The 23,826-nt window shown below is 69.9% G+C and carries 21 protein-coding genes and 2 tRNA genes; 9 read left to right on the plus strand and 14 right to left on the minus strand.

The annotated features are described in order from the left end of the window. Positions 1 to 119 precede the first annotated feature (119 nt). The 5 genes from recA (at position 120) to HNR76_RS03325 (ending at position 5,448) form a co-directional block, all read left to right on the plus strand. Positions 120 to 1,148, plus strand: coding sequence for a recombinase RecA (recA, locus tag HNR76_RS03305; protein ID WP_162311469.1), 1,029 nt, complete (start codon positions 120 to 122; stop codon positions 1,146 to 1,148). 304 nt (positions 1,149 to 1,452) lie between these two features. Next, positions 1,453 to 1,953 (plus strand): recombination regulator RecX, encoded by a 501-nt coding sequence (gene recX, locus HNR76_RS03310; protein ID WP_162311491.1) that lies wholly within the window; start codon positions 1,453 to 1,455, stop codon positions 1,951 to 1,953. 244 nt (positions 1,954 to 2,197) lie between these two features. Then, a complete protein-coding gene (gene alaS / locus HNR76_RS03315; RefSeq protein ID WP_162311470.1) occupies positions 2,198 to 4,903 on the plus strand; it encodes an alanine--tRNA ligase in 2,706 nt (901 codons plus the stop codon). A 171-nt stretch (positions 4,904 to 5,074) separates the two neighbouring features. Further along, positions 5,075 to 5,278: a carbon storage regulator CsrA gene (gene csrA, locus HNR76_RS03320; RefSeq protein ID WP_162311471.1), complete on the plus strand. Its 204-nt coding sequence runs from the start codon at positions 5,075 to 5,077 to the stop codon at positions 5,276 to 5,278. 77 nt (positions 5,279 to 5,355) lie between these two features. Continuing rightward, positions 5,356 to 5,448 (plus strand) — tRNA-Ser (locus tag HNR76_RS03325). Between the two features lie 415 nt (positions 5,449 to 5,863). Here HNR76_RS03325 and HNR76_RS03330 read toward each other — a convergent pair. The 8 genes from HNR76_RS03330 to HNR76_RS03365 all read right to left on the minus strand — a co-directional run bounded on the left by HNR76_RS03330 (position 5,864) and on the right by HNR76_RS03365 (position 12,601). Then, a tRNA-Arg gene (locus HNR76_RS03330) sits at positions 5,864 to 5,940 on the minus strand. 40 nt (positions 5,941 to 5,980) lie between these two features. After that, a complete protein-coding gene (locus HNR76_RS03335) occupies positions 5,981 to 6,841 on the minus strand; it encodes an alpha/beta hydrolase family protein (protein ID WP_162311492.1) in 861 nt (286 codons plus the stop codon). Next, complete coding sequence (gene thiD, locus HNR76_RS03340) at positions 6,841 to 7,662, minus strand: bifunctional hydroxymethylpyrimidine kinase/phosphomethylpyrimidine kinase (protein WP_162311472.1); 822 nt, start codon at positions 7,660 to 7,662, stop codon at positions 6,841 to 6,843. The genes HNR76_RS03335 and thiD overlap by 1 nt, the downstream gene beginning before the upstream one ends. 5 nt (positions 7,663 to 7,667) lie before the next feature. Then, the gene (locus HNR76_RS03345; protein ID WP_162311473.1) at positions 7,668 to 9,392 is read right to left on the minus strand and encodes a SulP family inorganic anion transporter; all 1,725 of its coding nucleotides are present in this window, start codon (positions 9,390 to 9,392) and stop codon (positions 7,668 to 7,670) included. A 157-nt stretch (positions 9,393 to 9,549) separates the two neighbouring features. After that, complete coding sequence (locus tag HNR76_RS03350) at positions 9,550 to 9,723, minus strand: hypothetical protein (RefSeq protein WP_246428964.1); 174 nt, start codon at positions 9,721 to 9,723, stop codon at positions 9,550 to 9,552. A 232-nt stretch (positions 9,724 to 9,955) separates the two neighbouring features. Next, positions 9,956 to 11,356: a PhoH family protein gene (locus tag HNR76_RS03355; RefSeq protein ID WP_162311474.1), complete on the minus strand. Its 1,401-nt coding sequence runs from the start codon at positions 11,354 to 11,356 to the stop codon at positions 9,956 to 9,958. A gap of 130 nt (positions 11,357 to 11,486) precedes the next feature. After that, complete coding sequence (locus HNR76_RS03360; RefSeq protein WP_162311475.1) at positions 11,487 to 11,963, minus strand: peroxiredoxin; 477 nt, start codon at positions 11,961 to 11,963, stop codon at positions 11,487 to 11,489. A gap of 11 nt (positions 11,964 to 11,974) precedes the next feature. Continuing rightward, the gene (locus tag HNR76_RS03365; protein WP_183982089.1) at positions 11,975 to 12,601 is read right to left on the minus strand and encodes a glycine cleavage system transcriptional repressor; all 627 of its coding nucleotides are present in this window, start codon (positions 12,599 to 12,601) and stop codon (positions 11,975 to 11,977) included. A gap of 94 nt (positions 12,602 to 12,695) precedes the next feature. On the opposite strand from HNR76_RS03365, the gene dapA reads away from it, so the two are divergent. Then, the gene (gene dapA, locus HNR76_RS03370; RefSeq protein WP_162311477.1) at positions 12,696 to 13,604 is read left to right on the plus strand and encodes a 4-hydroxy-tetrahydrodipicolinate synthase; all 909 of its coding nucleotides are present in this window, start codon (positions 12,696 to 12,698) and stop codon (positions 13,602 to 13,604) included. Between the two features lie 29 nt (positions 13,605 to 13,633). Then, on the plus strand, positions 13,634 to 14,149 hold the full coding sequence (locus HNR76_RS03375) for a hypothetical protein (RefSeq protein ID WP_162311478.1): 516 nt from the start codon (positions 13,634 to 13,636) through the stop codon (positions 14,147 to 14,149). Positions 14,150 to 14,406: 257 nt separating this feature from the next. On the opposite strand, the gene fdxA is transcribed toward HNR76_RS03375, so the two are convergent. The 6 genes from fdxA to HNR76_RS03405 all read right to left on the minus strand — a co-directional run bounded on the left by fdxA (position 14,407) and on the right by HNR76_RS03405 (position 19,226). Further along, positions 14,407 to 14,730 (minus strand): ferredoxin FdxA, encoded by a 324-nt coding sequence (gene fdxA / locus HNR76_RS03380; protein ID WP_162311479.1) that lies wholly within the window; start codon positions 14,728 to 14,730, stop codon positions 14,407 to 14,409. Between the two features lie 166 nt (positions 14,731 to 14,896). Continuing rightward, positions 14,897 to 15,793 (minus strand): 2-dehydro-3-deoxygalactonokinase, encoded by an 897-nt coding sequence (locus HNR76_RS03385; RefSeq protein ID WP_162311480.1) that lies wholly within the window; start codon positions 15,791 to 15,793, stop codon positions 14,897 to 14,899. After that, positions 15,790 to 16,716, minus strand: a complete 927-nt coding sequence (locus HNR76_RS03390) for an SMP-30/gluconolactonase/LRE family protein (protein ID WP_162311481.1) — start codon at positions 16,714 to 16,716, stop codon at positions 15,790 to 15,792. Before HNR76_RS03390 ends, HNR76_RS03385 begins: the two co-directional genes overlap by 4 nt. Then, positions 16,710 to 17,858 (minus strand): galactonate dehydratase, encoded by a 1,149-nt coding sequence (gene dgoD / locus HNR76_RS03395; RefSeq protein ID WP_162311482.1) that lies wholly within the window; start codon positions 17,856 to 17,858, stop codon positions 16,710 to 16,712. The genes HNR76_RS03390 and dgoD overlap by 7 nt, the downstream gene beginning before the upstream one ends. Next, positions 17,855 to 18,508, minus strand: a complete 654-nt coding sequence (locus tag HNR76_RS03400; RefSeq protein WP_425501810.1) for a 2-dehydro-3-deoxy-6-phosphogalactonate aldolase — start codon at positions 18,506 to 18,508, stop codon at positions 17,855 to 17,857. The genes dgoD and HNR76_RS03400 overlap by 4 nt, the downstream gene beginning before the upstream one ends. Then, positions 18,477 to 19,226 (minus strand): SDR family oxidoreductase, encoded by a 750-nt coding sequence (locus HNR76_RS03405; protein WP_162311484.1) that lies wholly within the window; start codon positions 19,224 to 19,226, stop codon positions 18,477 to 18,479. Before HNR76_RS03405 ends, HNR76_RS03400 begins: the two co-directional genes overlap by 32 nt. Positions 19,227 to 19,429: 203 nt before the next feature. Here HNR76_RS03405 and HNR76_RS03410 point away from each other — a divergent pair, with 203 nt between their 5' ends. Beyond that, positions 19,430 to 20,374, plus strand: coding sequence for a LysR substrate-binding domain-containing protein (locus HNR76_RS03410; protein ID WP_162311485.1), 945 nt, complete (start codon positions 19,430 to 19,432; stop codon positions 20,372 to 20,374). Between the two features lie 226 nt (positions 20,375 to 20,600). Continuing rightward, positions 20,601 to 23,813 (plus strand): TonB-dependent receptor, encoded by a 3,213-nt coding sequence (locus tag HNR76_RS03415; RefSeq protein ID WP_162311486.1) that lies wholly within the window; start codon positions 20,601 to 20,603, stop codon positions 23,811 to 23,813. Positions 23,814 to 23,826 lie beyond the last annotated feature (13 nt).

Here is a 23,826-nt window from a genome sequence, read left to right on the forward strand (position 1 = left end):
CGGCGATGCGCCGGTACCGCCGCGCAGGCTAGTTTCGGTCCTGTTGCCGGTCGTCGCAGCCTGTGCGATCACCCCTTTCCACACTCCGCCCCACACCACTGACACCGAGGACCACCACGATGGACGAGAACAAGAAGCGCGCCCTTGCCGCCGCCCTGAGCCAGATCGAGAAACAGTTCGGCAAGGGGTCGGTGATGCGCATGGGCGATCGCGTGATCGAGGCGGCCGAGGTGATTCCCACCGGCTCGCTGATGCTGGATATCGCCCTGGGCATCGGCGGCCTGCCGAAGGGCCGCGTGGTCGAGGTCTACGGGCCGGAATCCTCGGGCAAGACCACCCTCACCCTGCAGGCCATCGCCCAGTGCCAGAAGCTGGGCGGCACCGCCGCCTTCATCGACGCCGAGCATGCGCTGGACCCGATCTATGCGGCCAAGCTGGGCGTCAACGTCGACGACCTGCTGCTGTCCCAGCCCGATACCGGCGAGCAGGCGCTGGAAATCGCCGACATGCTGGTGCGCTCCGGGTCGGTCGACATCGTGGTGATCGACTCGGTCGCCGCACTCACCCCCAAGGCCGAGATCGAGGGCGAGATGGGCGACCAACTCCCCGGTCTCCAGGCCCGTCTGATGAGCCAGGCCCTGCGCAAGCTCACCGGCAACATCAAGCGCTCCAACACCCTGGTGGTCTTCATCAACCAGTTGCGCCACAAGATCGGCGTGATGATGCCGGGCCAGAGCCCGGAAACCACCACCGGCGGCAATGCGCTGAAGTTCTACGCCTCGGTGCGCCTGGACATCCGCCGCATCGGCGCGATCAAGAAGGGCGACGAGATCATCGGCAATCAGACCCGGATCAAGGTGGTCAAGAACAAGATGGCGCCCCCCTTCAAGCAGGTCATCACCGAGATCCTGTATGGCGAAGGCATCAGCCGCGAGAGCGAATTGATCGACATGGGCGTGGAAGCCAAGCTCGTGGACAAGGCGGGGGCCTGGTACAGCTACGGCTCCGAGCGCATCGGCCAGGGCAAGGACAACGCGCGCCAGTACCTGCGCGAGAACCCGGCGGTGGCGGCCAAGATCGAAGCCGAACTGCGCGAGAAGTTCCAGCCCGAAGAGGCGGCGCGCGACGAAGTGGCTGCCAGCGAGTAAGCCGAGGGCGACCGGCAGGCCGACGAGGCAAACAGGTGTCCGCTTCCCCGCCGGGGCGTTGTCAGTGGCGCAGCGGCGGGGAAGCGGCCCTTGCGGGCCAGGAGGGCAGGCGCCAGGCACGGCGCACGTCTTCATGCGAGGCCGGCGGTTCGCGCCATGGCGCAGACGATTCATCCAAGACCCATCCAAGACCGGGCGCGTTCCCGGCCCGGCTCGAACCACGCGGTGAATGCGGCGAACCATGAACGACGATTCCACCCACAGTCCGGGTGACGAGGCCGGCCCGGAGTCCATCGATGGGCCGATGGGGCCGGCGGCACCAGCCGAGGCCAGCGGACCGAGGCGACGCCGGGCGCGGCCGGCGCCGACCCCGGTACAGCGTGCGCTGGGCCTGCTGGTGCGGCGGGAACATTCGCGCAAGGAACTGGCCCGCAAACTCGCCGCGCGCGGAATCGAGGCCACGGAGGCCGCCGCCACGGTCGAGCGCCTGGCCGGCGAAGGCTGGCAGGACGATGGCCGCTTCGCGGGCTGGCTGGTCCGGGGGCGTGCGGGGTCCGGCTATGGGCCGCTCTATATCCGTGCCGAATTGGCGACCCACGGGCTGGGAAGCGAGGCGATCGCGGCGGCCCTGGACGGCTTCGAGGGCGACTGGACCGAGATGGCCCGCGACCTGGTCCGCCGCCGCTACGGCGAGGGCGGCCCGGCCGACCTGGCGCAGCGCCGCAAGGCCGCCGACCTGCTGGCCCGGCGCGGCTTCGATGGCGACAGCATTCGCGCGGCCACGCGCTTCGACCCCGACGACTGAACTCCCCGCGCATGCGTTGAGGCTGCGCTTGCCAGGCCGATGGCCAGTGCCCGGGCAAGTGTCCCGGCGAGGCTTGGGGCATGCGCCCCCACGCCGGCCACGCATTCGCCCATGGCCGGTTCCGCCGGACAGGTCCGCCGGCGGCTGCCCCTCGCGCTCTGATACCCTTTGCCGGTTGGAATTCCGTCCCGCCGGGCCGCCCAGGTGCTCCGGCCGGACTCGTCCGTCCGCCAGCCACAGCCCGATGACCGCCTCCACTCCGTATTCCACCGCCCGCATTCGCGGCGATTTCCTCGAATTCTTCAAGGACAAGGGCCACACCATCGTGCCCTCGGCCTCCCTGGTGCCCGGCAACGACCCGACCCTGCTGTTCACCAACTCGGGCATGGTCCAGTTCAAGGACGTGTTCCTGGGCGCGGAGAAGCGCAGCTACGTGCGTGCGGCCGACGTCCAGCGCTGCCTGCGCGCCGGCGGCAAGCACAACGACCTGGACTCGGTCGGCTACACCGCCCGCCACCACACCTTCTTCGAGATGCTGGGCAACTGGTCCTTCGGCGACTACTTCAAGAAGGACGCCATCGCCTGGGCCTGGGAACTGCTGACCGGGGTGTGGAAGCTGCCGGCCGAGCGCCTGCTGGTCACCGTCTACCACGACGACGACGAAGCCTATGCGCTGTGGCGCGACATGGTCGGCGTGCCGGAGGCGCGGATCGTGCGCATCGGCGACAACAAGGGCGCGCCGTACGCCTCCGACAACTTCTGGCAGATGGCTGAAACCGGCCCCTGCGGCCCCTGCACCGAGATCTTCTACGACCACGGCGCGCACATCGCCGGCGGCCCCCCGGGCTCGCCGGACGAGGACGGCGACCGCTTCATCGAGATATGGAACCTGGTGTTCATGCAGTTCGACCGCCAGCCCGACGGCACCCTGATCCCGTTGCCGGCGCCGTGCGTGGATACCGGCATGGGCCTGGAGCGGCTGGCGGCGATCCTGCAGCACGTGCACAGCAACTACGAGATCGACCTGTTCCAGGCGCTGATCCGCAGGGCCGCCGAGCTGACCGGCACCGCCGACCTGGAGAACAAGTCGCTGCGGGTGATCGCCGACCACATCCGCGCCAGCGCGTTCCTGATCGTCGACGGCGTGCTGCCGTCCAACGAAGGGCGCGGCTACGTGCTGCGCCGGATCATCCGTCGCGCCCTGCGCCACGGCTGGATGCTGGGCGTGCGCGAGCCGTTCTTCCACCAGTTGGTCGCTACCCTGTCCGGCCTGATGGGCGAGGCCTATCCGGAGCTGCCGGCCGCGCGCACCCTGGTCGAGCGCGCGCTCAAGGCCGAGGAGGAGCGTTTCGCCGAGACGCTGGACGCGGGCATGAAGATCTTCGAGGAGGTGGCCGCCGGCCTTGGCCCGGCGCCCGGCACCGAGGTGCCCGCGAACGCGCGTGATGGCGCGTCCGCACCGCCGGGCCGGACGATTCCCGGCCAGGATGCATTCCGCCTCTACGACACCTACGGCTTCCCGCTCGACCTCACCCAGGACATCGCGCGCGAGCGCGGCCTGACCGTCGACGTCCCCGGCTTCGACGCGGCGATGGCGCAGCAGCGCGAAACCGCGCGCGCGGCCGGCAAGTTCGGTGGCGGCGTGCAGTTGCCGGCCGACCTGGTGGCCACGCTGCAGCCCACCGTGTTCCTCGGCTACGATGCCCTGCGGGCCGACGGCCTGAAAGTCGTGGCCCTGCTGCGCGACGGCCGCCCGGTCGATGCGCTGGAGGCGGGCGACACGGCCATCGTGATCACCGACCGCACCCCGTTCTACGCCGAGTCCGGCGGCCAGGTCGGCGATACCGGCCGGCTGGACGGCGACGGCGTGCGGCTCGAAGTCACCGATACCCAGAAGTTCGCCGGCCAGTTCCATGGCCACCTGGCGCGCATGGAGCAGGGCCGGTTGAAGGTCGGCGACGTGCTGGCCGGCAGCGTCGACGCCGCGCGCCGTGCCACCATCGTGCTCAACCACTCGGCCACCCACCTGCTGCACGGCGCGCTGCGCGGCCTGCTCGGCACCCACGTCGCGCAGAAGGGCTCGCTGGTCGCGCCCGACCGCCTGCGCTTCGACTTTTCCCACTTCCATCCGGTCGCCGCCGACGAACTGGCGCGGATCGAGCGGCTCGTCAACGACGAGGTCCGCGCCAACCACCCGGTGGTGATCCAGCAGATGGACATGCAGTCCGCGCTGGACATCGGCGCGATGGCGCTGTTCGGCGAGAAGTACGGCGAGCGGGTGCGCGTGGTGAAGATGGGCGAGTCGGTCGAGCTGTGCGGTGGCACCCATGTCGGCCGCACCGGCGACATCGGTCTGTTCAAGATCGTGTCCGAGGGAGGTGTGTCGGCCGGCGTGCGCCGGATCGAGGCGGTCACCGGGCAGGGTGCGCTGGACCATGTGGCCGCCGAGGAGCGCAGCCTGGACGAAGCCGCCGCCGCACTGGGCGGCAGCCGCGGCGACGTGGCCGACAAGGCACGTTCGCTGGCCGAGCGCATCCGTCGGCTGGAACGGGAAATCGACTCGTTCAAGGCCAGGGCGGCCAACACCGCGGCCGCCGACCTGGCCAGCGCCGCGATCCAGGTCCAGGGCATCCGGGTGCTTGCGGCCAGGCTCGAGGGCCTGGATGCCAAGGGCCTGCGCGAGGCCGTGGACACCCTCAAGCAACAGCTAGGCGATGCCGTTATCGTCTTGGCCGGCGCCCAGGGCGGCAAGGCCGCGCTGGTGGCGGGAGTGAACGGCGCTGCAATGGGCAAGGTCAAGGCGGGCGAACTTCTGGCGCATGTGGCCGGTCGTATCAATGGCAAGGGCGGCGGACGCCCGGACCTGGCCCAGGGTGGTGGCGAGGACGGGCCCGCCCTTGCCCTGGTGCTCGACGAGGTTCCTGCGTGGGTCGGTCAACGCCTGCAGTGATCCTACGTTCATGACAATCGGCCACGATTAGCCGAGGATGGGCCCCTTGCCGGTTCGCCGGGGCGGGCAGTACGATTTCCCAACCCTACCGTATGCTGAAGTGTGGACGCGCAGGTTCTCACCGGCCTGCGCAGGCCGACGAAGATACGCCGGCACCATGGAGATAGCGCAATGTTGATTTTGACCCGCCGAGTAGGCGAAACCCTGATGATCGGCGATTCGATCACCGTCACCGTGCTCGGCGTCAAGGGCAACCAGGTGCGGATCGGCATCACCGCGCCCAAGGACGTGGCCGTGCACCGCGAGGAGATCTACCAGCGGATCCAGCGCGGCGAGGCAATGGGCGGCGGCGACGGGGCCGACCCGGCCGAATAGCAGGAAACGTTTGCCGCAAAACGGCCCAGACGGTATCCTTTCACGGCTCGCGATCGCGGCTGCGATGCGAACCCGACGGAGTGATGCCCGAGAGGCCGAAGGGGCTCCCCTGCTAAGGGAGTATAGGGTCAAAAGCTCTATCGAGGGTTCGAATCCCTCTCACTCCGCCACATCTGAAAACGCCTGCAAATCGCTGATTCGCAGGCGTTTTTCTTTGGGCCTTCGTCGGCTTGGACCGGTCTCGCGCCAATGGGGGGCGAAGTCGCAGGCCGGCTCGCGGCCCACGCCGGGGCTTTCGACCAACCTGGGAGTTCACCGGGGACGACGGCGTGCGTGACCTATCGAACGCTTGTGCCTGCCCGAGCAGGAGGATCTGGAGGGGGGCGTTCGCGGGGACTCGGACGCAAGGGCCACAAGGGTGACGACTGGCCATCCTCAAGCCCCGTGTGCGCTCGGCCATTTCGGGCTTCGGGGCGGTCGCCGACTGAAGTCGGCTCCTGCACGAGCGCGGAGGCGTGAGGCGCTCCGCGGGTGGGCGAAGAACAAAAAAAAAGCCGGCGACATCGGTCGCCGGCTCTTGAGAAATGGCGCGCCCGGAGAGATTCGAACTCCCGACCGCCTGGTTCGTAGCCAGGTACTCTATCCAGCTGAGCTACGGGCGCGTTTCAAGGCGCGGAATTATGCGGGAGCCTCGCATGGGCGTCAATCGTCCGGGCATCTTTCGCTGCCGGGAAGCGCCCCGGCCAGGGCCTCGGCCACGGCATGCGGCCGCCTCATCCAGCCGAAGTGGTCGGCCGGCGCGCGCAGTGCTGCGGCGTCCAGCGGTACGATCGCCCGCGGAGCGTTGGGAAGCTTGTCCAGCAATGCCTGCATGGAGCCGGGCGGCGCCAGCCAGTCGTCGGCCAGTACCACGCCGCGAACCGGTGCACGCAGGCGCGCCATGCCGCCTTCCAGGTCCAGCCGCGAACCGGATGCGACGTAGCGATTGCCGAGGCCGACCCGCGCCCAGTCGGCGATCAGGCTGCGCGCCTCGGTCCCGCCGAAGCCCAGGCGCCGGCCGTGCAGCACGCCCTGGCGGCGGGCCAGCCAGGGCAGGAAGCGGTAGACCGGCGGCAGCAGCCAGCGCCGGGGCGCGGGGAAGCTGCGCCAGTAGGGCGTGCCGGAGGCCACCAGCCACAGGCCAGCCACCGGCACGGTGGCCTGGCCGGCGAAGCAGCAGGCCAGTTGGCCGCCCAGGCTGTGCCCGCCCAGCAGCAGCGGCCGGCCGTCGGCGGGGAGGCAGGCGACACTGGCCGGGAGATCCTGCTCCAGCAGTTCCCGGTAACCCCAGTCCAGCCCGCACGCCGGCCGCAGCGAACTGCTGCCGTGGCCGCGCCATTCGTGCAGGTGGGTGGCGATGCCGAGCATGGCCAGCGCCTCGGCCAGCGGCAGGTAGTGGCGCGCGGCCACGCCCAGCGCGGGCAGCCACAGCAGGCGCGCGCGCGGTCGATCGGGGGTGCGCGCCTGCAGCGTCCAGCGATGCCCGTCGGCGGCGGCGGCGGGGCGGTCGCCGGTGGCGGCCATCACCGGCCGGGCATGATCGCGAAGTGGTCCAGCACCACCACCTCGCTCCGGCCGGGGCGGTAGCCGCCGCGCAATGCCGCATGCACGTAGTCCACCGCCGCCGCGCAGGCCTGGCGCAGGGCCAGGCCGCGCGCGAGGTTGGCCGCCACCGCCGAGGCCAGGGTGCAGCCAGTGCCGTGCGCGTCCAGGCGCAGGCGTGGATGCGCCGTGTGCTGTTCGCCCTCGGCATCGGCCAGGATGTCGGTCACCTCGTCCGTGCCGTCCAGGTGGCCCCCCTTCAGCAGCACGGCAGGAGCCCCCAGCGCGCGCAGCGCCGCAGCGGCCGCCGACATCCCTTGCAGGTCCTCGATCCTGCGGCCGAGCAGCAGTTCGGCCTCGGGCAGGTTGGGGGTGAGGACGGTGGCCAGCGGCAGCAGCCGCGTGCGCAGCGCCTCGAGCGCATCCTCCTCCAGCAGGCGCGCGCCGCTGGTGGCGACCATCACCGGGTCCACCACCACGTGCGGCGGCCGGTGGCGCTGCAGCGCGCGCGCCACCGTGCCGATCACCTCGGCGCTGGCCAGCATCCCCAGCTTGACCGCGCCGATGCGGAAGTCGGCGAAGCAGGCGTCGATCTGCGCGTCGAGGAAATCCTGCGGCGGCACGTGCACCGAGGTCACTCCGCGGGTGTGCTGCGCGGTGAGCGCGGCCAGCGCGGAAAGCCCGTGCACGCCGTGGGCGGCGAAGGCCTTGAGGTCGGCCTGGATGCCGGCGCCGCCGCCGGAGTCGGAGCCGGCGATGGTGAGGACGCAGACGGGCCGGGAATCGTCTTGGATGCGGGTCATGCCCGCTATTCTGCACTGCCCTGCGCCGGCGGTGGGTGCGTGCCGGCGTCGGCCAGGGGCGCAGCCAGGCGCAGCGCATGCTCGAAGTCGGACGCGAAGCGCACCTGCGCGTGCGCTGCGCCGAAGCCCATGCCGGCCAGCACGCGGTCGGGCTGCGGCTGCAGCCCGGACACCACCAGCGCGATGCCATGCCGGGCGCAGCGCCGGGCGAGGTTTTCCAGCGAATGCACGCCGGAGGCGTCGATGATCGGCACCAGCCGCATGCGCAGGATGAGCACCTTGGGCGGGTCGATGGCCAACTGGTCCAGCAGGTTGTCCAGGCGGTCGGCCGCGCCGAAGAACAACGGGCCGCTGATCTGGTACGCCTCCACCCCGCGGGGCAGGTGCAGGCGCTGCGTCTCGTCGTCGTCGCGCGTGCCCGCGGCCCGGTCGTCGCCGTATTCGCCCGAGCTGACCTCGACGCTCTCGGCCATGCGCAGCATGAAGACCACCGTCGCCAGCGCCAGGCCGGCCTGGATGGCCACGGTCAGGTCGAAGAACACGGTCAGGCCGAAGGTCAGCAGCAGCACCAGGCGGTCGCCCCAGGGCGCCGAGAGCGTGTGCCGGAAATGCTGGTGCTCGCTCATGTTCCAGGCCACCACCAGCAGCACCGCGGCCAGCGCCGGCAACGGCACGTAGCGCATCAGCGGCGCCAGGGCCAGCATGAACAACAGCAGGAACGCCGCATGCAGCATCCCGGCCACCGGCGAGCGCGCGCCGGCGCGGATGTTGGTGGCCGTGCGCGCGATCGCGCCGGTGGCCGGCAGCCCGCCGAACAGCGCGGAACCGACGTTGGCCACGCCCTGGGCCACCAACTCGCCGTTGGAGCGGTGGCGGCCGCCGGTCATGCCATCGGCCACCACGGCCGACAGCAGCGATTCCACGCCGGCCAGGAATGCGATGGTGAACGCGCTGGGCAGCAGTTCCAGGGTGCGCTCCAGCGGGATATGCGGAACCTGGAAGCCGGGCAGCGCGGAGGGCAGCGCGCCGAAGCGGCTGCCGATGGTCTCCGCCGGCAGGGCCAAGGCCAGGGCGGCGAAGGTGCATGCCAGCAGCGCGACCAGGAAGCCGGGCCAGGCCGGCTTCCAGCGGCGCAGGCCGAAGATCACCGCCAGCCCGAGCACGGTCAGCGCCACCGTGGCCGGCTGCGTGGTGGCGATGTGCTGGGCGTAGGCGGTCCAGCGCGGGATGAACTCGGCCGGCACCGCTTCCATGCGCAGGCCCAGCGCATCCTTGACCTGACTGGAGAAGATGCTGACGGCGATGCCGGCGGTGAAGCCGGTGATCACCGGCTGCGGCATGTATTTCATCAGCGTGCCCAGGCGCAGCAGGCCGGCGGCGATGAGCATCAATCCCGCCAGCAGCGTGCACAGCACCAGCCCGCCGAAGCCGAAGCGCTCGATCACCACGAACACCACCGGGATGAACGCCGCGGTCGGTCCGCCGACCTGCACCCGCGAGCCGCCCAGCGCCGAGATCAGGAAGCCGGCGATGATGGCGGTGTACAGGCCCTTCTCCGGCGTCGTGCCGCTGGCGATGGCCAGCGCCATGGCCAGCGGCAGGGCGACGATGGCTACGGTGAGGCCGGCGACCGTATCGGCGCGCAGTTCGCGCCAGCCATAGCCTTCGTGCAGTGCCGTGGCCAGCTTGGGGATGAACTGCGACAGGTACCTGCGCGTGCGGGAGGACATGCGGGCTCCTGAGCTAGGGCGGTCCCGCCGGCCGTGGACGGGGGCCGGTCATGTGCGCCGGTGCGATGGCACCGATGCGGTTCCGGCGTGGCGGCTTGGCGTCCATCGCCTCAGCGCGGCAGGCCGCAACGATGGAAGTGCGTTCGCGCGGTCGTGCTCATGCCGCCGTCTTCAGCCGCACGCCGCGCCCCTCGCCCCGGCTGGGCTGGCCCGGGCCGATCAGCTCGATGCCGGCGGCGTCCAGCGCATCGACGACCTTCATCAGCGTGTCGATCACGCCGCGCACCGTGCCGTCGCTGGCCTCCATGCGCTGGATCGTGGGCAGAGACACCCCCGGCCATCGCAGCCAGTCGGCGCTGGTCGATATCGAGCAGGGCGCGGGCGGCGCGCATCTGGATGGCGGTGATCATTGCGGGAACAGGCGGTGGGCCGGCCCCTGATTATCCATCTTAAAACCGTTCATATGCAAGTTCAAAACATCATGAGTGATGCATTAAGCATCATTCATATGAACGGCCGCCGCCCCGGCGCCTCGATCCGCATCCGGGGCGGCGAGCCGGCGGCTACAGCACCTCGGAGGCGAAGTCGGCCAGGCGCGAGCGCTCGCCGCGGCGCAGGGTGATGTGCGCGCTGTGCGGCCAGTTCTTGAAGCGGTCCACCGCGTAGGTCAGGCCGGACGTGGTCTCGGTCAGGTAAGGGGTGTCGATCTGCTCCACGTTGCCCAGGCACACGATCTTGGTGCCCGGGCCGGCGCGGGTGATCAGCGTCTTCATCTGCTTGGGGGTGAGGTTCTGCGCCTCGTCCAGGATCAGGTAGCGCGAGAGGAAGGTGCGCCCGCGCATGAAGTTCATCGAGCGGATCTTGATCCGCGAGGCGAGCAGGTCGTTGGTCGCCGCGCGGCCCCAGGCGCCGCCGTCCTGGTTGTGGGTGAGCACTTCCAGGTTGTCGGTCAGCGCGCCCATCCACGGGGTCATCTTCTCCTCCTCGGTGCCGGGCAGGAAGCCGATGTCCTCGCCGACGCTGACCGTGGCGCGGGTCATGATGATCTCGCGGTAGCGCTGCTGGTCCATGGTCTGGGCCAGGCCGGCGGCCAGCGCCAGCAGGGTCTTGCCGGTGCCGGCGGTGCCCAGCAGGGTGACGAAGTCGATGTCCGGGTCCATCAGCGCGTTGAGCGCGAAGTTCTGCTCGCGGTTGCGCGCGGCGATGCCCCACACCGCGTGCTGGCCGTGGCGGAAGTCGTCCACCAGGGTCAGCACCGCGCGGCCGCCCTCGACCTTGGCCACGCGCAGTTCCACCTCGTCCTCGCCTGGCAGGTACAGGTACTGGTTCGGGTGCCAGTCCTCGTCCTGGCGCGGCGCCACCTCGTAGCTGGTGCGGCCCTTGTCCGACCAGGAGCGCAGGTCGCCCTCGTGCCGGTCCCAGAAATCCCCCGGCAGCTCGGTGGCGCCGGTGAACAGCAGGCTGAAATCGTCCAGCGCGCGGTCGTTCTCGTAGTCCTCCGACACGATGCCGGCGATGGCCGCCTTGATCCGCAGGTTGATGTCCTTGGAGACGAACACCACCGGGATATCGGGCGGCGTGGTTTCCTTCAGCGCCAGGATCGCGCCGAGGATGGCATTGTCCGGGATCGCCGCGCCGAAGCTCTTGCCGGCCTCGAAGTGGCTGGTCTGGAAGAACAGCAGCCCGGCGCTGTGGTGGCCGCGCAACTGCACGCTGCTGGGCAGGGCCAGGGGGATGCCGTCGGCCAGGCGCTCCAGGCCGGCGCTTTCCACCAGTTCGTTGAGGAAGCGGCTGACCTGGCGCGCGTTGCGGCTCGGCTCGGAGGTGCCCTTCTTGGCGTTGTCCAGCTCCTCGATCACCTGCATCGGCAGGTATACGTCGTGCTCCTCGAACTTGAACAGCGCGGTGGGGTCGTGCATCAGCACGTTGGTGTCCAGCACGTAGATGCGCTTGCCTCGGGTCATCGTGGCTTCCTGGTGGGAGGTGCGGGGCAGGGGGATGCGGGGCCGGGCGCCGCGGGTACGGGCGCTGGGCAGCGGCGAACCGCCGCGGCCTGCGGGGCAGGGCGACGGGGGAACGGGAAGCGGGCGGTGGTCACTGAGAGGCTTCGGCCTTCAGCGCGTCGAGCACGGCCTGGGCATGGCCGGGGACCTTCACCCCGCGCCATTGGCGGGCGATGCGGCCGTCGGGCGCGATCAGGAAGGTGCTGCGCACCACGCCCATGACCTTGCGGCCGTACATGTTCTTCTCGGCGATCACGTCGAAGGCGCGGCAAAGCGCCTCGTCGGCGTCGCTGACCAGCGGGAAGGCGAAGCCCTGCCGGGCGCAGAAGTTGTCGTGCGACTTCACCGAATCGCGCGATACGCCCAGCACGCCGGCGTCGAGCGCGGTGAACTGCGGCAGCAGCGCATTGAAGTCCAGGCCCTCGGTGGTGCAGCCGGGCGTGCTGTCCTTCGGGTAGAAGTACAGCACCAGCCAGCGGCCGGCGTAGTCGGCGAGGGTGGCGGTGCGGCCGCCGGACAGGGCCAGCGGGAGTTCCAGGGTGGAACGGTCGAGCTTGACCGGTTTCATTTCGTTCCTGCTCAGAACTTCATCGGGTCCATGATCGCGTCAAGGTTCAGATGGTCGCAGAACTCGAGGAAGTCGTCGCGCAGGACGGCGATGTGCATGTCCGCCGGCACGCCGATGGTCACCTGCGCCGAGAACATCTCCGCGCCGGTCTGCATCGCCCGGTACCGGGTGCTCTGCAGGTTCTCGATGGTGATGCCCTGGCGGTCGAAGAAGTCCGCCAACTGGAACAGGATGCCGGGCTTGTCCGCGGCGACGACCTCGACGATGTACGGCAGCAGGTTGGACTGGACCTGCTTGGCCGCGGTGCGGTACCAGATCAGCTTGAGGTGGTCCTCGCGCTCCAGCCGGCCGAGCATGGCCTCCAGCTTGGCGACCGCGTCCCACGAGCCCATCGCCAGCGCGGTCATCGATACGTCTCGGCCCACCGTGGCCAGCCGCGCATCCACCAGATTGCAGCCGCTGTCGGCGATCCGGCGGGTCACCACCAGCAGTGGCGATTCCGGATGCGTCGTATAGGCGTTGATCAGGAGGTGGTTTTCGTTCGGCGAAGGCCGAGGAGGGGTGTCGGTCAAGGAGGCTTCCGGTATCGCGAGAGGCTGAATGGCAGGCAGGACCGAGCCTGGCGCTACGGCCAGCATACTTGCCCGTGGTTTCGCGCCGCAAGTATGATCGGACTCCCAGAAACCGGCCCGCGCCGCCCGCGCTGGCCGCAGAAACTAGAGCGAATCCGCTTTGCATCCCTCCGGCCTGATCACCGCGCTTGCGACCCCGTTCGACGAGGCCGGCGCACTGGACCTCGACGCCTGGCGCCGGCTGCTGGAATGGCAGTTGGCGGCGGGCGCGCAGGGCGTCGTCGTCGCCGGCTCCACCGGCGAGGCCTCGATGCTCGACGATGGCGAGTACGACACCCTGCTGCGCGCGGCGGTGAAGACCGTGGCCGGGCGCGTGCCGGTGCTGGCCGGCACGGGATTGCCCGGCACCGCCCGCACCATCGCCCAGACCCGGCGCGCGGCGGCCTGCGGCGCCGACGCCGCCCTGGTGGTGGCCCCGGCGTACGTGCGGCCTACCCAGGCCGGCCTGCTCGCGCACTACCGCGCGGTGGCCGAGCAGGGCGGGCTGCCGGTGATCCTGTACAACGTGCCGGTGCGCACCGCCTGCGACCTGCTGCCCGAGACCGTGGTCGAGCTAGCCACGCACGAGCGCATCATCGGCATCAAGGAAGCGGTGTCCGACCCGGCGCGCATGGCCGCGCTGGTGGCGCTGCGCGGCCCCGGCTTCAGCGTCCTCAGCGGCGACGACGGCAGCGCCGGCCGGGCGATGCTGGCCGGTGCCGATGGGCTGGTCTCGGTCGGCTCCAACGCCGCGCCCGCCGCCTACCGCCACCTGTGCGACCTGGCCCGCGGCGACGATGCGGCCGCGGCCGGCGAGTGGGACGCGCGGCTGGCGCCGCTGCACGCCTTCTGCGGCGTGGAGCCGAACCCGATCCCGGTCAAGGCGCTGCTGCAGCGGCGGGGCTACGGCCAGGGCCTGCGCCTGCCGCTGCTGCCGCTGTCCGCGCCGCACCAGGCCGAAGCCGCCCGCATCGCCGCGCTGGTATGCGATCTCGAAGAAAAATGCGGCCGCGAATCGGTCGCGGCCTGATCCAGAACCTACCCGGAGAACCCCTGCCGATGTCCCCGACTTCACGCGTCGCCCGCGCCGCCATGGCCGTGCTGCTGGCCTCCACTGTGGCCGTCCTGCTTGGAGGCTGCTCCTGGTTCGGCAAGGGCGGCAAGCGGGGCGACTACGCCCTGGCCCAGGAACAGCGGCCGCTGGAAGTGCCGCCCGATCTGAACCTGCCCGACACCTCCGGCGCGATGGCGCTGCCCTCGACCAGCAGCGCGGCGGCCCGTCCGGCGGCCGCGCCGGCGCCTTCGGCCAGCGGCTTCACCGTGCCGGGGACGCGCGACGAGGTCTTCGCCCGCGTCGGCACCGCGCTGGAGGCCATCGACGGCCTGGCCATCGCCAGCCGCGCGCAGTTGCTGGGCACCTACGACGTCGCCTACCAGGGCACCGACTTCCTGGTGCGGGTGACGGCGGTGGAGAGCGGCGCGTACGTGTCGGCGGTCGACCCGCGCGGCCTGCCGGCCACGGGCGAGGCGCCGCTCAAGGCGATCGCCGCGCTGCAGGCGGCGCTGGCACCCTGACCGGGCGCTGCGGCCAGGAACCGGGTATGGCTGGCGGAATCCCCGTGCGCGGGCAATGACCGGCGTGCGGGCGGTCGCCGGCTATACCTGGCTCCTACAACAACCTCGTCGATCGGTTGCTTCTTGTAGCAGCCGGCTCCAGGCGGCAAACGTACCCGGAACGCGCCGGACCCGGATCGCCGCAATAGCGGCCGCTGCGTGGATTTCCGCGCCACGCCGCCAAGGCGCGGCCCAAGCGGCGGCGGCCGCCTTCCGGCTCAGCGCTCCAGGAACGGCAGCTTGTCGGGCTTGCCATCCCACTCGGCCGCATCCGGCAGCGGTTCCTTGCGGGTGGTGATCACCGGCCAGGCCTTGGACAGCTCGGCGTTCAGGGCGGCGTAGCCTTCCTGTCCGGCGGGAACGTCGTCCTCGGGGTAGATGGCGTTGACCGGGCATTCGGGCTCGCACAGGGTGCAGTCGATGCATTCGTCCGGGTCGATGACCAGGAAGTTCGGGCCTTCGTGGAAGCAATCGACCGGGCACACCTCGACGCAATCGGTGTACTTGCACTTGATGCAGTTTTCGGTGACGACGAAGGGCATGGACGCGAACCACGAAAAAACGCACGGATAAGAGCGGTATTCTAATCCAGCGCTCGGTCCGGCGTCGCACCGATTCCGATTTCGATTCAGCCCGGTGGCGCTTGTCCCGGCGGTCCGTTGGCGGTCCATCGGCCCTTGCCCGTGGCGGCGGCGATGCCGGGAGTCGCTACAGCCCGCGCGCGCGGGCCAGCCGGTACATGCCCGTCGCGGCCAGGTCCTCGTCATGGCGACGCACCTCCACGCCCATGGACGCCAGCGCGCGGGCGTAGCGTTCGAGCAGGGCGTCGCTGCCGAGCAGGTGCACCGTCCCGCCCGTGTGGGCGATGAGCGCGGCGCGCAGTTCGTGGCCGATCAGCAGTCCGGACAGGTAGGAAGGCAGTGCGTCGGCGACGAAGCGCCCGAACAACGCCGCGGTGCGCACGCCGAACAGGTCCTGCAGCACGCCCTCGCCGGCCCGCCCGTCCTCCAGGCCGGCGTCGAACGCGGCCGCATCCAGTGCCGGGTCGTCCGCCGGCATGGTGCGGCCGAGGATGCTGTGCCGGCGCAGCAGGCCGTACAGCTCGCCGGTCATCGCGGTGGAGATGCGCATGACGGCGCCGTCGCGCACCTGCAACCACTTGCTGTGGGTGCCCGGCAGGCACAGGCGATGCGTGCCGGGGCCCAGCGTTTCCATCAGCCCGGCGGCCTGTGTCTCCTCGCCGCGCATCACGTCGGCCGCGTCCCGGCCATGGTCGGCCATGCCCGGCACGCACCACAGGGCGCGGCCGGCCAGCGCCGGCCACTGCGCGCCCGGGTCCAGGCGGCGCATGCCGGCGGCCAGTGCATCCAGGCCGGCCGGGCACGCGGTGTAGGGCATCTCGATCCAGCCGCCGCGCGCGCCGACCATGCCGCACAGCACGATCAGGCGATCGTCCCAATCCTGCACGCGCGCGGCCAGGACCTGGCCGAAGCGTCCTTGGCAGGCCAGCGCGCCATCGTCGCTGCGGCGGCGGTCGACGATCCGGCCGGCGTCGTCCAGGCGGTACAGGCGCAGGCTGCTGCCGCCCCAGTCCACCGCGATCACGGTGCGGCCACCCGGCTTTCCTCCAGGCCCAGCGCGGCCTCCAGCGGCACGGCGTACAGGCCGCCGGAAGTGGGAAATGCGGTACGCGCCTCCGCGGCCAGGCCCTGCGGCGAGGTGATGACGTAGAGCGTATCCAGGCCGGGGCCGCCGATGGCGCAGCACGAGGGCTGCGGCACCGGCAGCGGCACGACCCGCTCGGGCGTGCCGTCCGGGCGGTAGCGTACGACCCGCGAAGCGCCCCATTGCGCGTTCCACACGCAGCCCTGGGCATCGAGCGCGGAACCGTCGGGCGAGGCGCCGGCGTGGTCTTCGATCCGGACGAACACGCGGGCTCGGCTCACCTGGGCCGTTTCCGGGTCGTAGTCGCCGCACAGGATTTCCGCACGGACCGAATCGCAGTAATAGAGCGTGCGTCCATCGGCCGAGAAGCAGATCGAGTTGGGAATGGCCGCGCCCGGCAAGGACAAGCGGCGCAGGCCGTGGCGGAAGGAGAACTGGTAGAACGCGCCGGTCGGCGCATGCTCCGGGTGCTCGTTCATGGTGCCGAACACGAAGTTGCCGTGGCGGTCGGCGCGGCCGTCGTTGCTGCGGGTATGCGGGTTCTCCGGCTCCACCGGCGCCAAGCGGCGCAGCGGCAGTTCCTCGCCGGAAAGGCCGGCCTCCAGGTCGGCCCGGTACAGGCCCTTGGCCAGCGCCAGCAACAGCGAGCCATCCTCGACCAGGCCGATGCAGCCGGGCCTATCGGGCAGCGTCCATGACCGGGTATGGCCATCGCCGGGGCGATGCAGCCACAGCCGCGCGCCGTCGATGTCCACCCACAGCACCGCCTGCCGCCGTACGCACCAGACCACGCCCTCGCCGTGCGCGCAGCGCGCGTCCACGGCAAGGCGGGGCAGGGGGGCATGCAAGGGGCTCGCTACCATTCGGCGACGCTTCCGTCGGCATGGCGCCAGACCGGATTGCGCCAGTCGGGCGGGTTGAGGTGGGCGTGCTGGAGGCGCGCTTCGTCGATCTCCACGCCCAGGCCGGGGCCGGGCAGGGCGCGGATGTGGCCATTGTCGCAGGCGAAGTCGTCCTTGTTGAGCACGTAGTCGAGCAGGTCGGCGCCCTGGTTGTAGTGGATGCCGATGCTCTGTTCCTGCAGCATCGCGTTGTGCGAGGCGAAGTCCACCTGCAGGCAGGCGGCCAGCGCGACCGGGCCCAGCGGGCAGTGCGGGGCCAGGGCCACGTCGTGGGCTTCGGCCATCGCCGCGATCTTCATGCACTCGGTGATGCCGCCGGCGTGCGACAGGTCCGGCTGCAGGATCGACAGGCCGCCGGCGGCGAGCACGCGCTTGAAGTCGAAGCGCGAGTACATGCGCTCGCCGGCCGCCAGCGGGATCGCGCTGGTCTCGGCCAGGCGCGGGTAGTACTCGGCCTGCTCGGGCAGTACCGGTTCCTCGACGAACAACGGCTTGAACGGCTCCAGCTCGCGCAGCAGCACCCGGGCCATGGGTGCGCCGACGCGGCCGTGGAAGTCGACGCCGAAGTCCACGGAGTCGCCGAACGCCTCGCGCACCGCGGCCACCTTGGCCAGTGCCGCGTCCACCGCGCGCGGGCTGTCGACCAGGCGCATCTCCTCGGTGCCGTTGAACTTGAAGGTATCGAACCCCAGCGCGCGATAGCCGCGGATCTGCTCGACCAGCTCGGCCGGGCGGTCGCCGCCGACCCAGCGGTAGGTCTTCATCCGGTCCCGGACCAGGCCGCCGAGCAACTGGTACACCGGCACGCCCAGGGTCTTGCCCTTGATGTCCCACAGCGCCTGGTCGATGCCGGCGATGGCGCTCATCAGGATCGGCCCGCCGCGATAGAACCCGCCGCGGTACAGCGTCTGCCACAGGTCGTTGATCCGCGCCGGGTCCTTGCCGGCCAGGTAGCCGCCCAGTTCGTGCACGGCCGCCTCCACCGTGCGCGAGCGGCCTTCGATCACCGGCTCGCCCCAGCCGGCGATGCCCGCGTCGGTCTCGATCTTCAGGAACAGCCAGCGCGGCGCGGCGTGGTAGGTGGTGAGCTTGGTGATCTTCATGCAGGGGGACCGGCAAGGGCCTGGCGGAAGGCGCGCGCATGGACGTGCGTGGTGTCGGGGGACTGGCCGGGACGGTAGAGCTCGCCGCCGATGCCGGCGCCGTCGGCACCGCTGGCCAGCCAGGCGGGCAGCGACCGGGGAGTGACGCCGCCGACCACGTACAGCGGGATCTGCTTCGGCAGCACCGCGCGCAGGGCCCGCACGTGCCCGGTGCCGTAGGTGGCAGCGGGGAACAGCTTGAGCATCTGCGCGCCGGCCTCCAGCGCGGCGAAGGCCTCGCTGGCGGTGGCGAAGCCGGCCACCACCTGCATCCCGGCGGCCACCGCGTGCCGGATCAGGGTGGGGTTGGTGTTGGGGGTGACGATGAAGCGCGCGCCCAGCCGCTGCAGGGTGTCGACCTGCGCCGGACGCAGCACGGTACCGCCGCCGATCCAGGCCGCCGCGCCGTGCGCCTGCGCCGCGCGGCCGATGCTGTCCTCCCAGTCCGGCGAATTGAGCGGGATCTCGATCGCGTCGTAGCCCTCGGCGACCAGTTCGCCGACGTGGTCGACGGCCTCGCCGGGAACGATGCCGCGCAGGATCGCGATCAGCGGCAGGCGGAAGGGGGAACGATGGGAATCAGTCATGGTAGACCTGCGAGCGGCCGCCATCGACGAGGATGTCGGTCGCGTTGATGAAGCGCGCTTCGTCGCTGGACAGGAACACGGCCGTGTAGGCCACCTCGTCCGGCGTGCCGATGCGCTTGGGCGGGAGCAGGGCGGTCTGGACCTGGCGGGCCTCGGGTTCGCGCTGGAACCATGCCTCGATCCGCGGCACCAGGATCAATCCGGGAGAGATGGAGTTGACCCTGATGCCGCGGGCCGCGTACTGGATGCCCAGTGCCCGGGTCAGGCCGATCAGGCCGTGCTTGGCGACGTTGTAGGGAAAGCAGCCGGGGATGACCTTGTGCCCGTGCACCGAGGCGATGTTGACGATGGCGCCGGCGCCCTGCGCGAGCATGGCCGGCAGCACCGCCCTGGCCAGGTGCCAGGCGCCCTTGAGGTTGAGGTCGAGGTTGCGCTGCCAGTCGGCGTCGGCCAGGTCCAGCGGCTCGGCGAACACGTCGGCCCCGGCGTTGTTGACCAGCGCGTCGATGCGGCTGTGGCGCGCCAGCGCGGCCGATACCGCGTCCAGGACCGCGGCCTGGTCGGTGACGTCGGCCTGCACGTGCTCCACGCCGGCGGCCAGCGCGGCGGGATCGCCCTGCGCGGCGCGGTCCAGCCCGACCACGCGCGCGCCCTCGGCGGCGAACAGGCGCGCGGTGGCCGCACCGATGCCGCTGGCGGCCCCGGTGACGATGGCGGTCTTGCCCGACAGGCGCGCGCTCATGTGTGCGTCCGTCCACTGGAAATGATCACGTTCACTGCCTCCCCCGGTGGCCTGCGCCGGCACCGGTGCTGCACGGTCCTGGGCACCGGTGTCTTCACCGATGCGATCAGGCACTGCCAAGCCTCGCCCGCAAGCGATATATTGGGAAATGAAATTTTCGCCGTAATCTATTCTTGTTATGAATAGGGGGACGCATGAACAGAATGACGACGAGCGCGCACTGGTCCAATCCTTCCCGGCTCAAGACCCGGCACCTGATGCTGTTGCTGCACCTGGACGAGCAGGGGTCGGTGCTGCGCGCGGCCGAGTCGGCGCGCATGACCCAGCCGGCCGCCTCCAAGCTGCTGGCGGAAATGGAGGCGCTGCTGGGGGTGACGCTGTTCGACCGGCATGCGCGCGGCGTGCATCCGACCTGGTACGGGCAGGTGCTGATCCGGCGCGCGCGCAGCGCATTGCTGGAGATCGGCCGCGCCCAGGAAGAGATCGCCGCGCTGCGCGACGGGCGCATGGGCCAGGCGTCCATCGGCACCGTGGTCAATCCTGGCACCAACCTGGTGCCCCAGGCGGTGGCCGAGGTCAAGAAGAGCCATCCGGACATCCTGGTGCGGATCGACATGGACTACAGCCGGCCGCTGGTGGCGCGTCTGCTGGACGGCCAGCTCGACCTGGTGGTGGGGCGGATCATGGACCCGCAGGGTGGCATCGACCTGGAGTTCGAGCCCCTGTCCGACGAGCCGCACTGGGCCATCGTGCGCCACGACCATCCGCTGGCCGCGCAGAAGAGCGTGCGCCATGCCGACCTGGCGCCGTACGGCTGGATCATGCCGCCGCCGGACAGCGTGCTGCGCAACCGCCTGGAGACGATGTTCCTGGAACGTGGCCTGCAAGGCCCGCGCAACGTGGTCGAGACCTCTTCGCTGCCGGTGATCATCAACCTGCTGCGCGCCAGCGACCTGGTCACGGCGCTGCCGCTGGAGGCGGTGACCCCTTACGTGGAGACCCGGCAACTGGCGGTCCTGCGGCTGGAACTGGGGGTGGGGATGGAGTCGTTCGGCATCGTTCGCCGGCGCGGCCACCTGCTGTCGCCGGCGGCACAGCGGGTACTCGAGGCGCTGCGCTCGGTGGCCCAGCGGCTATATGCCCGGTAGCCATCGGAGACATCGTTGTCGCCTCCTTTTCATATATAGGTTTAGGAATATTGGGGGTTCCTAAAACTTATTGACAAGAGTGCGCGGCAGCACCTACCGTCGCGCTGGGGAAAAAAATGCTGCAAATCTGTGCCCGGTAACGATATATCGTGCCGGATGCGCAGCACCCGTGGTTCCGGCCGCCACGCTGAACGAGCCGTTTTATCTCTTTGGGAGAGGAGCTGTAATGACGAAGTATCCCGTCTGTGCCGCTGGGGGCGGCACCGCGTCCCGTTTCCACCGTTCAACACTCGCATCGGCGTGGCGCTGGCCCTGCGTGGCGCTGGCCCTGTCGGCCGGCAGCGTGTACGCCCAGGAAGCGGCCGAAACCTCATCGTCGTCCGACACGGTGGAGTTGCAGACCGTGCAGGTCACGGGCCTGCGCGGCAGCCTGATGCGCGCCCAGGACCTGAAGCAGGACGCCGACCAGATCATCGACTCGGTCACCGCGCAGGACATCGGCGCGATGCCCGACCGTTCGGTCACCGAGACCCTGAAGCGCGTCTCCGGCGTGACCGTGACCGGCTTCGCCGCGCGCGACGATACCGACCACTTCTCGGCCGAAGGCAGCGGCGTGATGATCCGCGGCCTGACCTTCGTGCGCGGCGAGCTCAACGGCCGCGACGTGTTCAGCGCCAACGGCGGCCGTGGCCTGAGCTTCGAGGAAGTGCCGGCCGAGCTGATGGCCGGCGTGGACGTGTACAAGAACCCCTCGGCCGAGATCATCGAAGGCGGCCTGGGCGGCACGGTCAACCTGCGCACCCGCAAGCCGTTCGACGAGCCGGGCCGCAAGATCGCCGGCAGCCTGGACTACAACTACGGCGACAAGGCCAAGGACGCGCGCCCGTCAGCCTCGTTCCTGTTCAGCGACCGCTGGCAGACCGGCGTGGGCGAGATGGGCTTCCTGGCCAACATCTCCTACTCCGAGCTGGCCACCCAGTCTGATGGCATCCAGATCATGCCGTACGCTCGCCGCGGCCGCACCCCGGCCGAGCAGCCGGAAGGCCTGCCGGATGGAGCGGGTTGGGTCTACGACTGGGAACAGGACGCCTGGGTGTCTTCCGACAGCCAGCGCGACCTCCTGCTGGACGGCACCGACCGCGACCACGTGTTCGTCCCCGGCGGCGTGAACTGGCGCCGCACCGACTTCGAGCGCAAGCGCCAGGGTGGCGCCTTCGCGTTCCAGTGGCGTCCCAACGAAGACACCGAGATCCTGACCCAGGTCATCACCTCCAAGTACGACATGACCTGGCGCGAGCACTACATGGAATTCGCCGGTGCCGGCGAGGCCAACAACACCGCCAACTGGACCGGCGACGTCAACTACTACGACAACGCCTACGACGGTGGCAGCGGTCTGGCCGACCGCACCAACAAGGTGATCCCGATGCCGGGCACCCAGTTCACCTACGACGCCAACGGCCGCTTCTTGAAGGGTGCGCTGCGCCTGGGCGGCTGGCGCGGCCAGCCGGCCGACGGCGACAATGGCATGTACCAGGGCCCCGGCATCCAGTTCGCCGCCGGCAACCGCTACAACGTCCAGACCTCGCAGACCACCGACTGGTCGACCAGCTTCCGCACCTACATGACCGACAACCTGGTCATGCGCGGTGACTTCCAGTACGTGAAGGCCGAGAGCGACCAGGTGGACTTCTCGGTCCACACCTCCACCCTGCTGGAAGGCATCAACCTGGACCTGACCGGCAAGTACCCGTCGGTGACGCTGGACGATCCGTCCACGGTCCTGCAGCAGGACAACTACTTCTGGCGCTCGGCCATGGACCACCTGGCCGACAACAAGGGTACCGAGCGCGCCGCGCGCCTGGACTTCGAGTACAGCTTCACTGACAGCGACTGGTGGCGTCTGGCCCGTTTCGGCGTGCGCCTGGCCGACCGCAGCTACACCAGCTACTACACCACCTACAACTGGGCGGTGATCAGCGACGACTGGAACAAGGTCGACAACCCGGACCCGAGCCGGCCGCCGGTGGCCTGGCTCGACCAGTACTACGGTGACCAGGCCCAGCTCTATACGCTGAAGGACTTCTTCCGTGGCAAGGCCAACGTCCCGACCCAGTTCTGGACCGCGCAGGACTCCTTCGTTGACATCGCCCGCGTGCGCGACACCCTGGCGACGATTCCGGGCCGGGAGGCGACGCCGGACCGCGATGGTGTCCCCGGCGCCCAGTGGGAGCCGATCACCTACTCGCCTGACGCGATCAACAAGCAGGACGAGCGCACCCAGGCGGCCTACGGCATCCTGTACTTCGAGAACCAGGATCGCTTCGGTGCGCCGGTGGACGGCAACCTGGGCGTGCGGGTGGTCAAGACCAGCGTCAACAGCCTGGGTGGCGGCCTGATGCCGGACATGAGCACCGCGTACCTGGAGTCCGTGCATCCAGAGGTGCGTGAGGCGTTCTACGGCCAGGCGTTCGAGAGCCGGGCCAGCACGTCGTATACCGACGTGCTGCCCAGCCTGAACGTACGCGTGCGCTTCGACCACGGCCTGCAGTGGCGCTTCGCGGCTTCGAAGGCCATCGCGCGTCCCGAGTTCCGCCTGATGCAGAACTGGATCACGCTGTCGGCCAATGCGGCAGGCTGCGCCAAGGCCATCACAGATGGTCTGCGCGACAAGACCGATCTGTGCACCTTCGACGATCTGAGCTACAGCGGCAGCGGCGGCAACCCCGAGCTGAAGCCGATGCGTGCCACTCAGTTCGATACCGCTCTGGAATGGTATTTCGGTCCAGGCAACAGCGCCTACGTCACGCTGTTCACCAAGGACGTGAAGGACTACTTCGCGACCTCGCTGGGCACTGAGATCATCGATGGCCGCACGTACCAGATGACCCGCACCCGCAACCTGGACGAGGGCAAGATCCGCGGCTTCGAGGTTGGTTATTCGCAGTTCTTCGACTTCCTGCCCGGCTTCGGCGTCCAGGCCAACTACACCTATGTGGACAGCTCGGGCGGCACCAACGTCGACGTCAGCGTCCCCGACGGCTCGGTTCCGGCCGAGGTCCCGGTGGACCTGCCGCTGGAAGGCCTGTCCAAGCGCAGCTACAACGTGATGGGCATCTACGAGCGTGGCCTGGTGTCGTTCCGGCTGGCCTACAACTGGCGTTCGCGCTACCTGTTGACTTCCAGCGACGTGATGCCGGCCATGCGCCAGCCGGTGTGGAACGAGGATTACGGCCAGCTCGACGGCTCGATCTTCTTCAACATCAACAAGAACATCCAGATCGGCCTGCAAGCGAATAACCTCACCAACAGCACCACCGAGCTGCTGATGGGCCCGCGTGGCTACCGCCGCGATGGTTTCGTGGACGAGACGCTGTACAACCGCGCCTGGTTCGAGAACGACCGCCGCTACTCGCTGGTGCTGCGCGCCAACTGGTAACGGCCGGCATCGC

This window comes from Pseudoxanthomonas broegbernensis (genome assembly GCF_014202435.1).
GTDB classification, from domain to species: Bacteria; Pseudomonadota; Gammaproteobacteria; order Xanthomonadales; family Xanthomonadaceae; genus Pseudoxanthomonas; species Pseudoxanthomonas broegbernensis.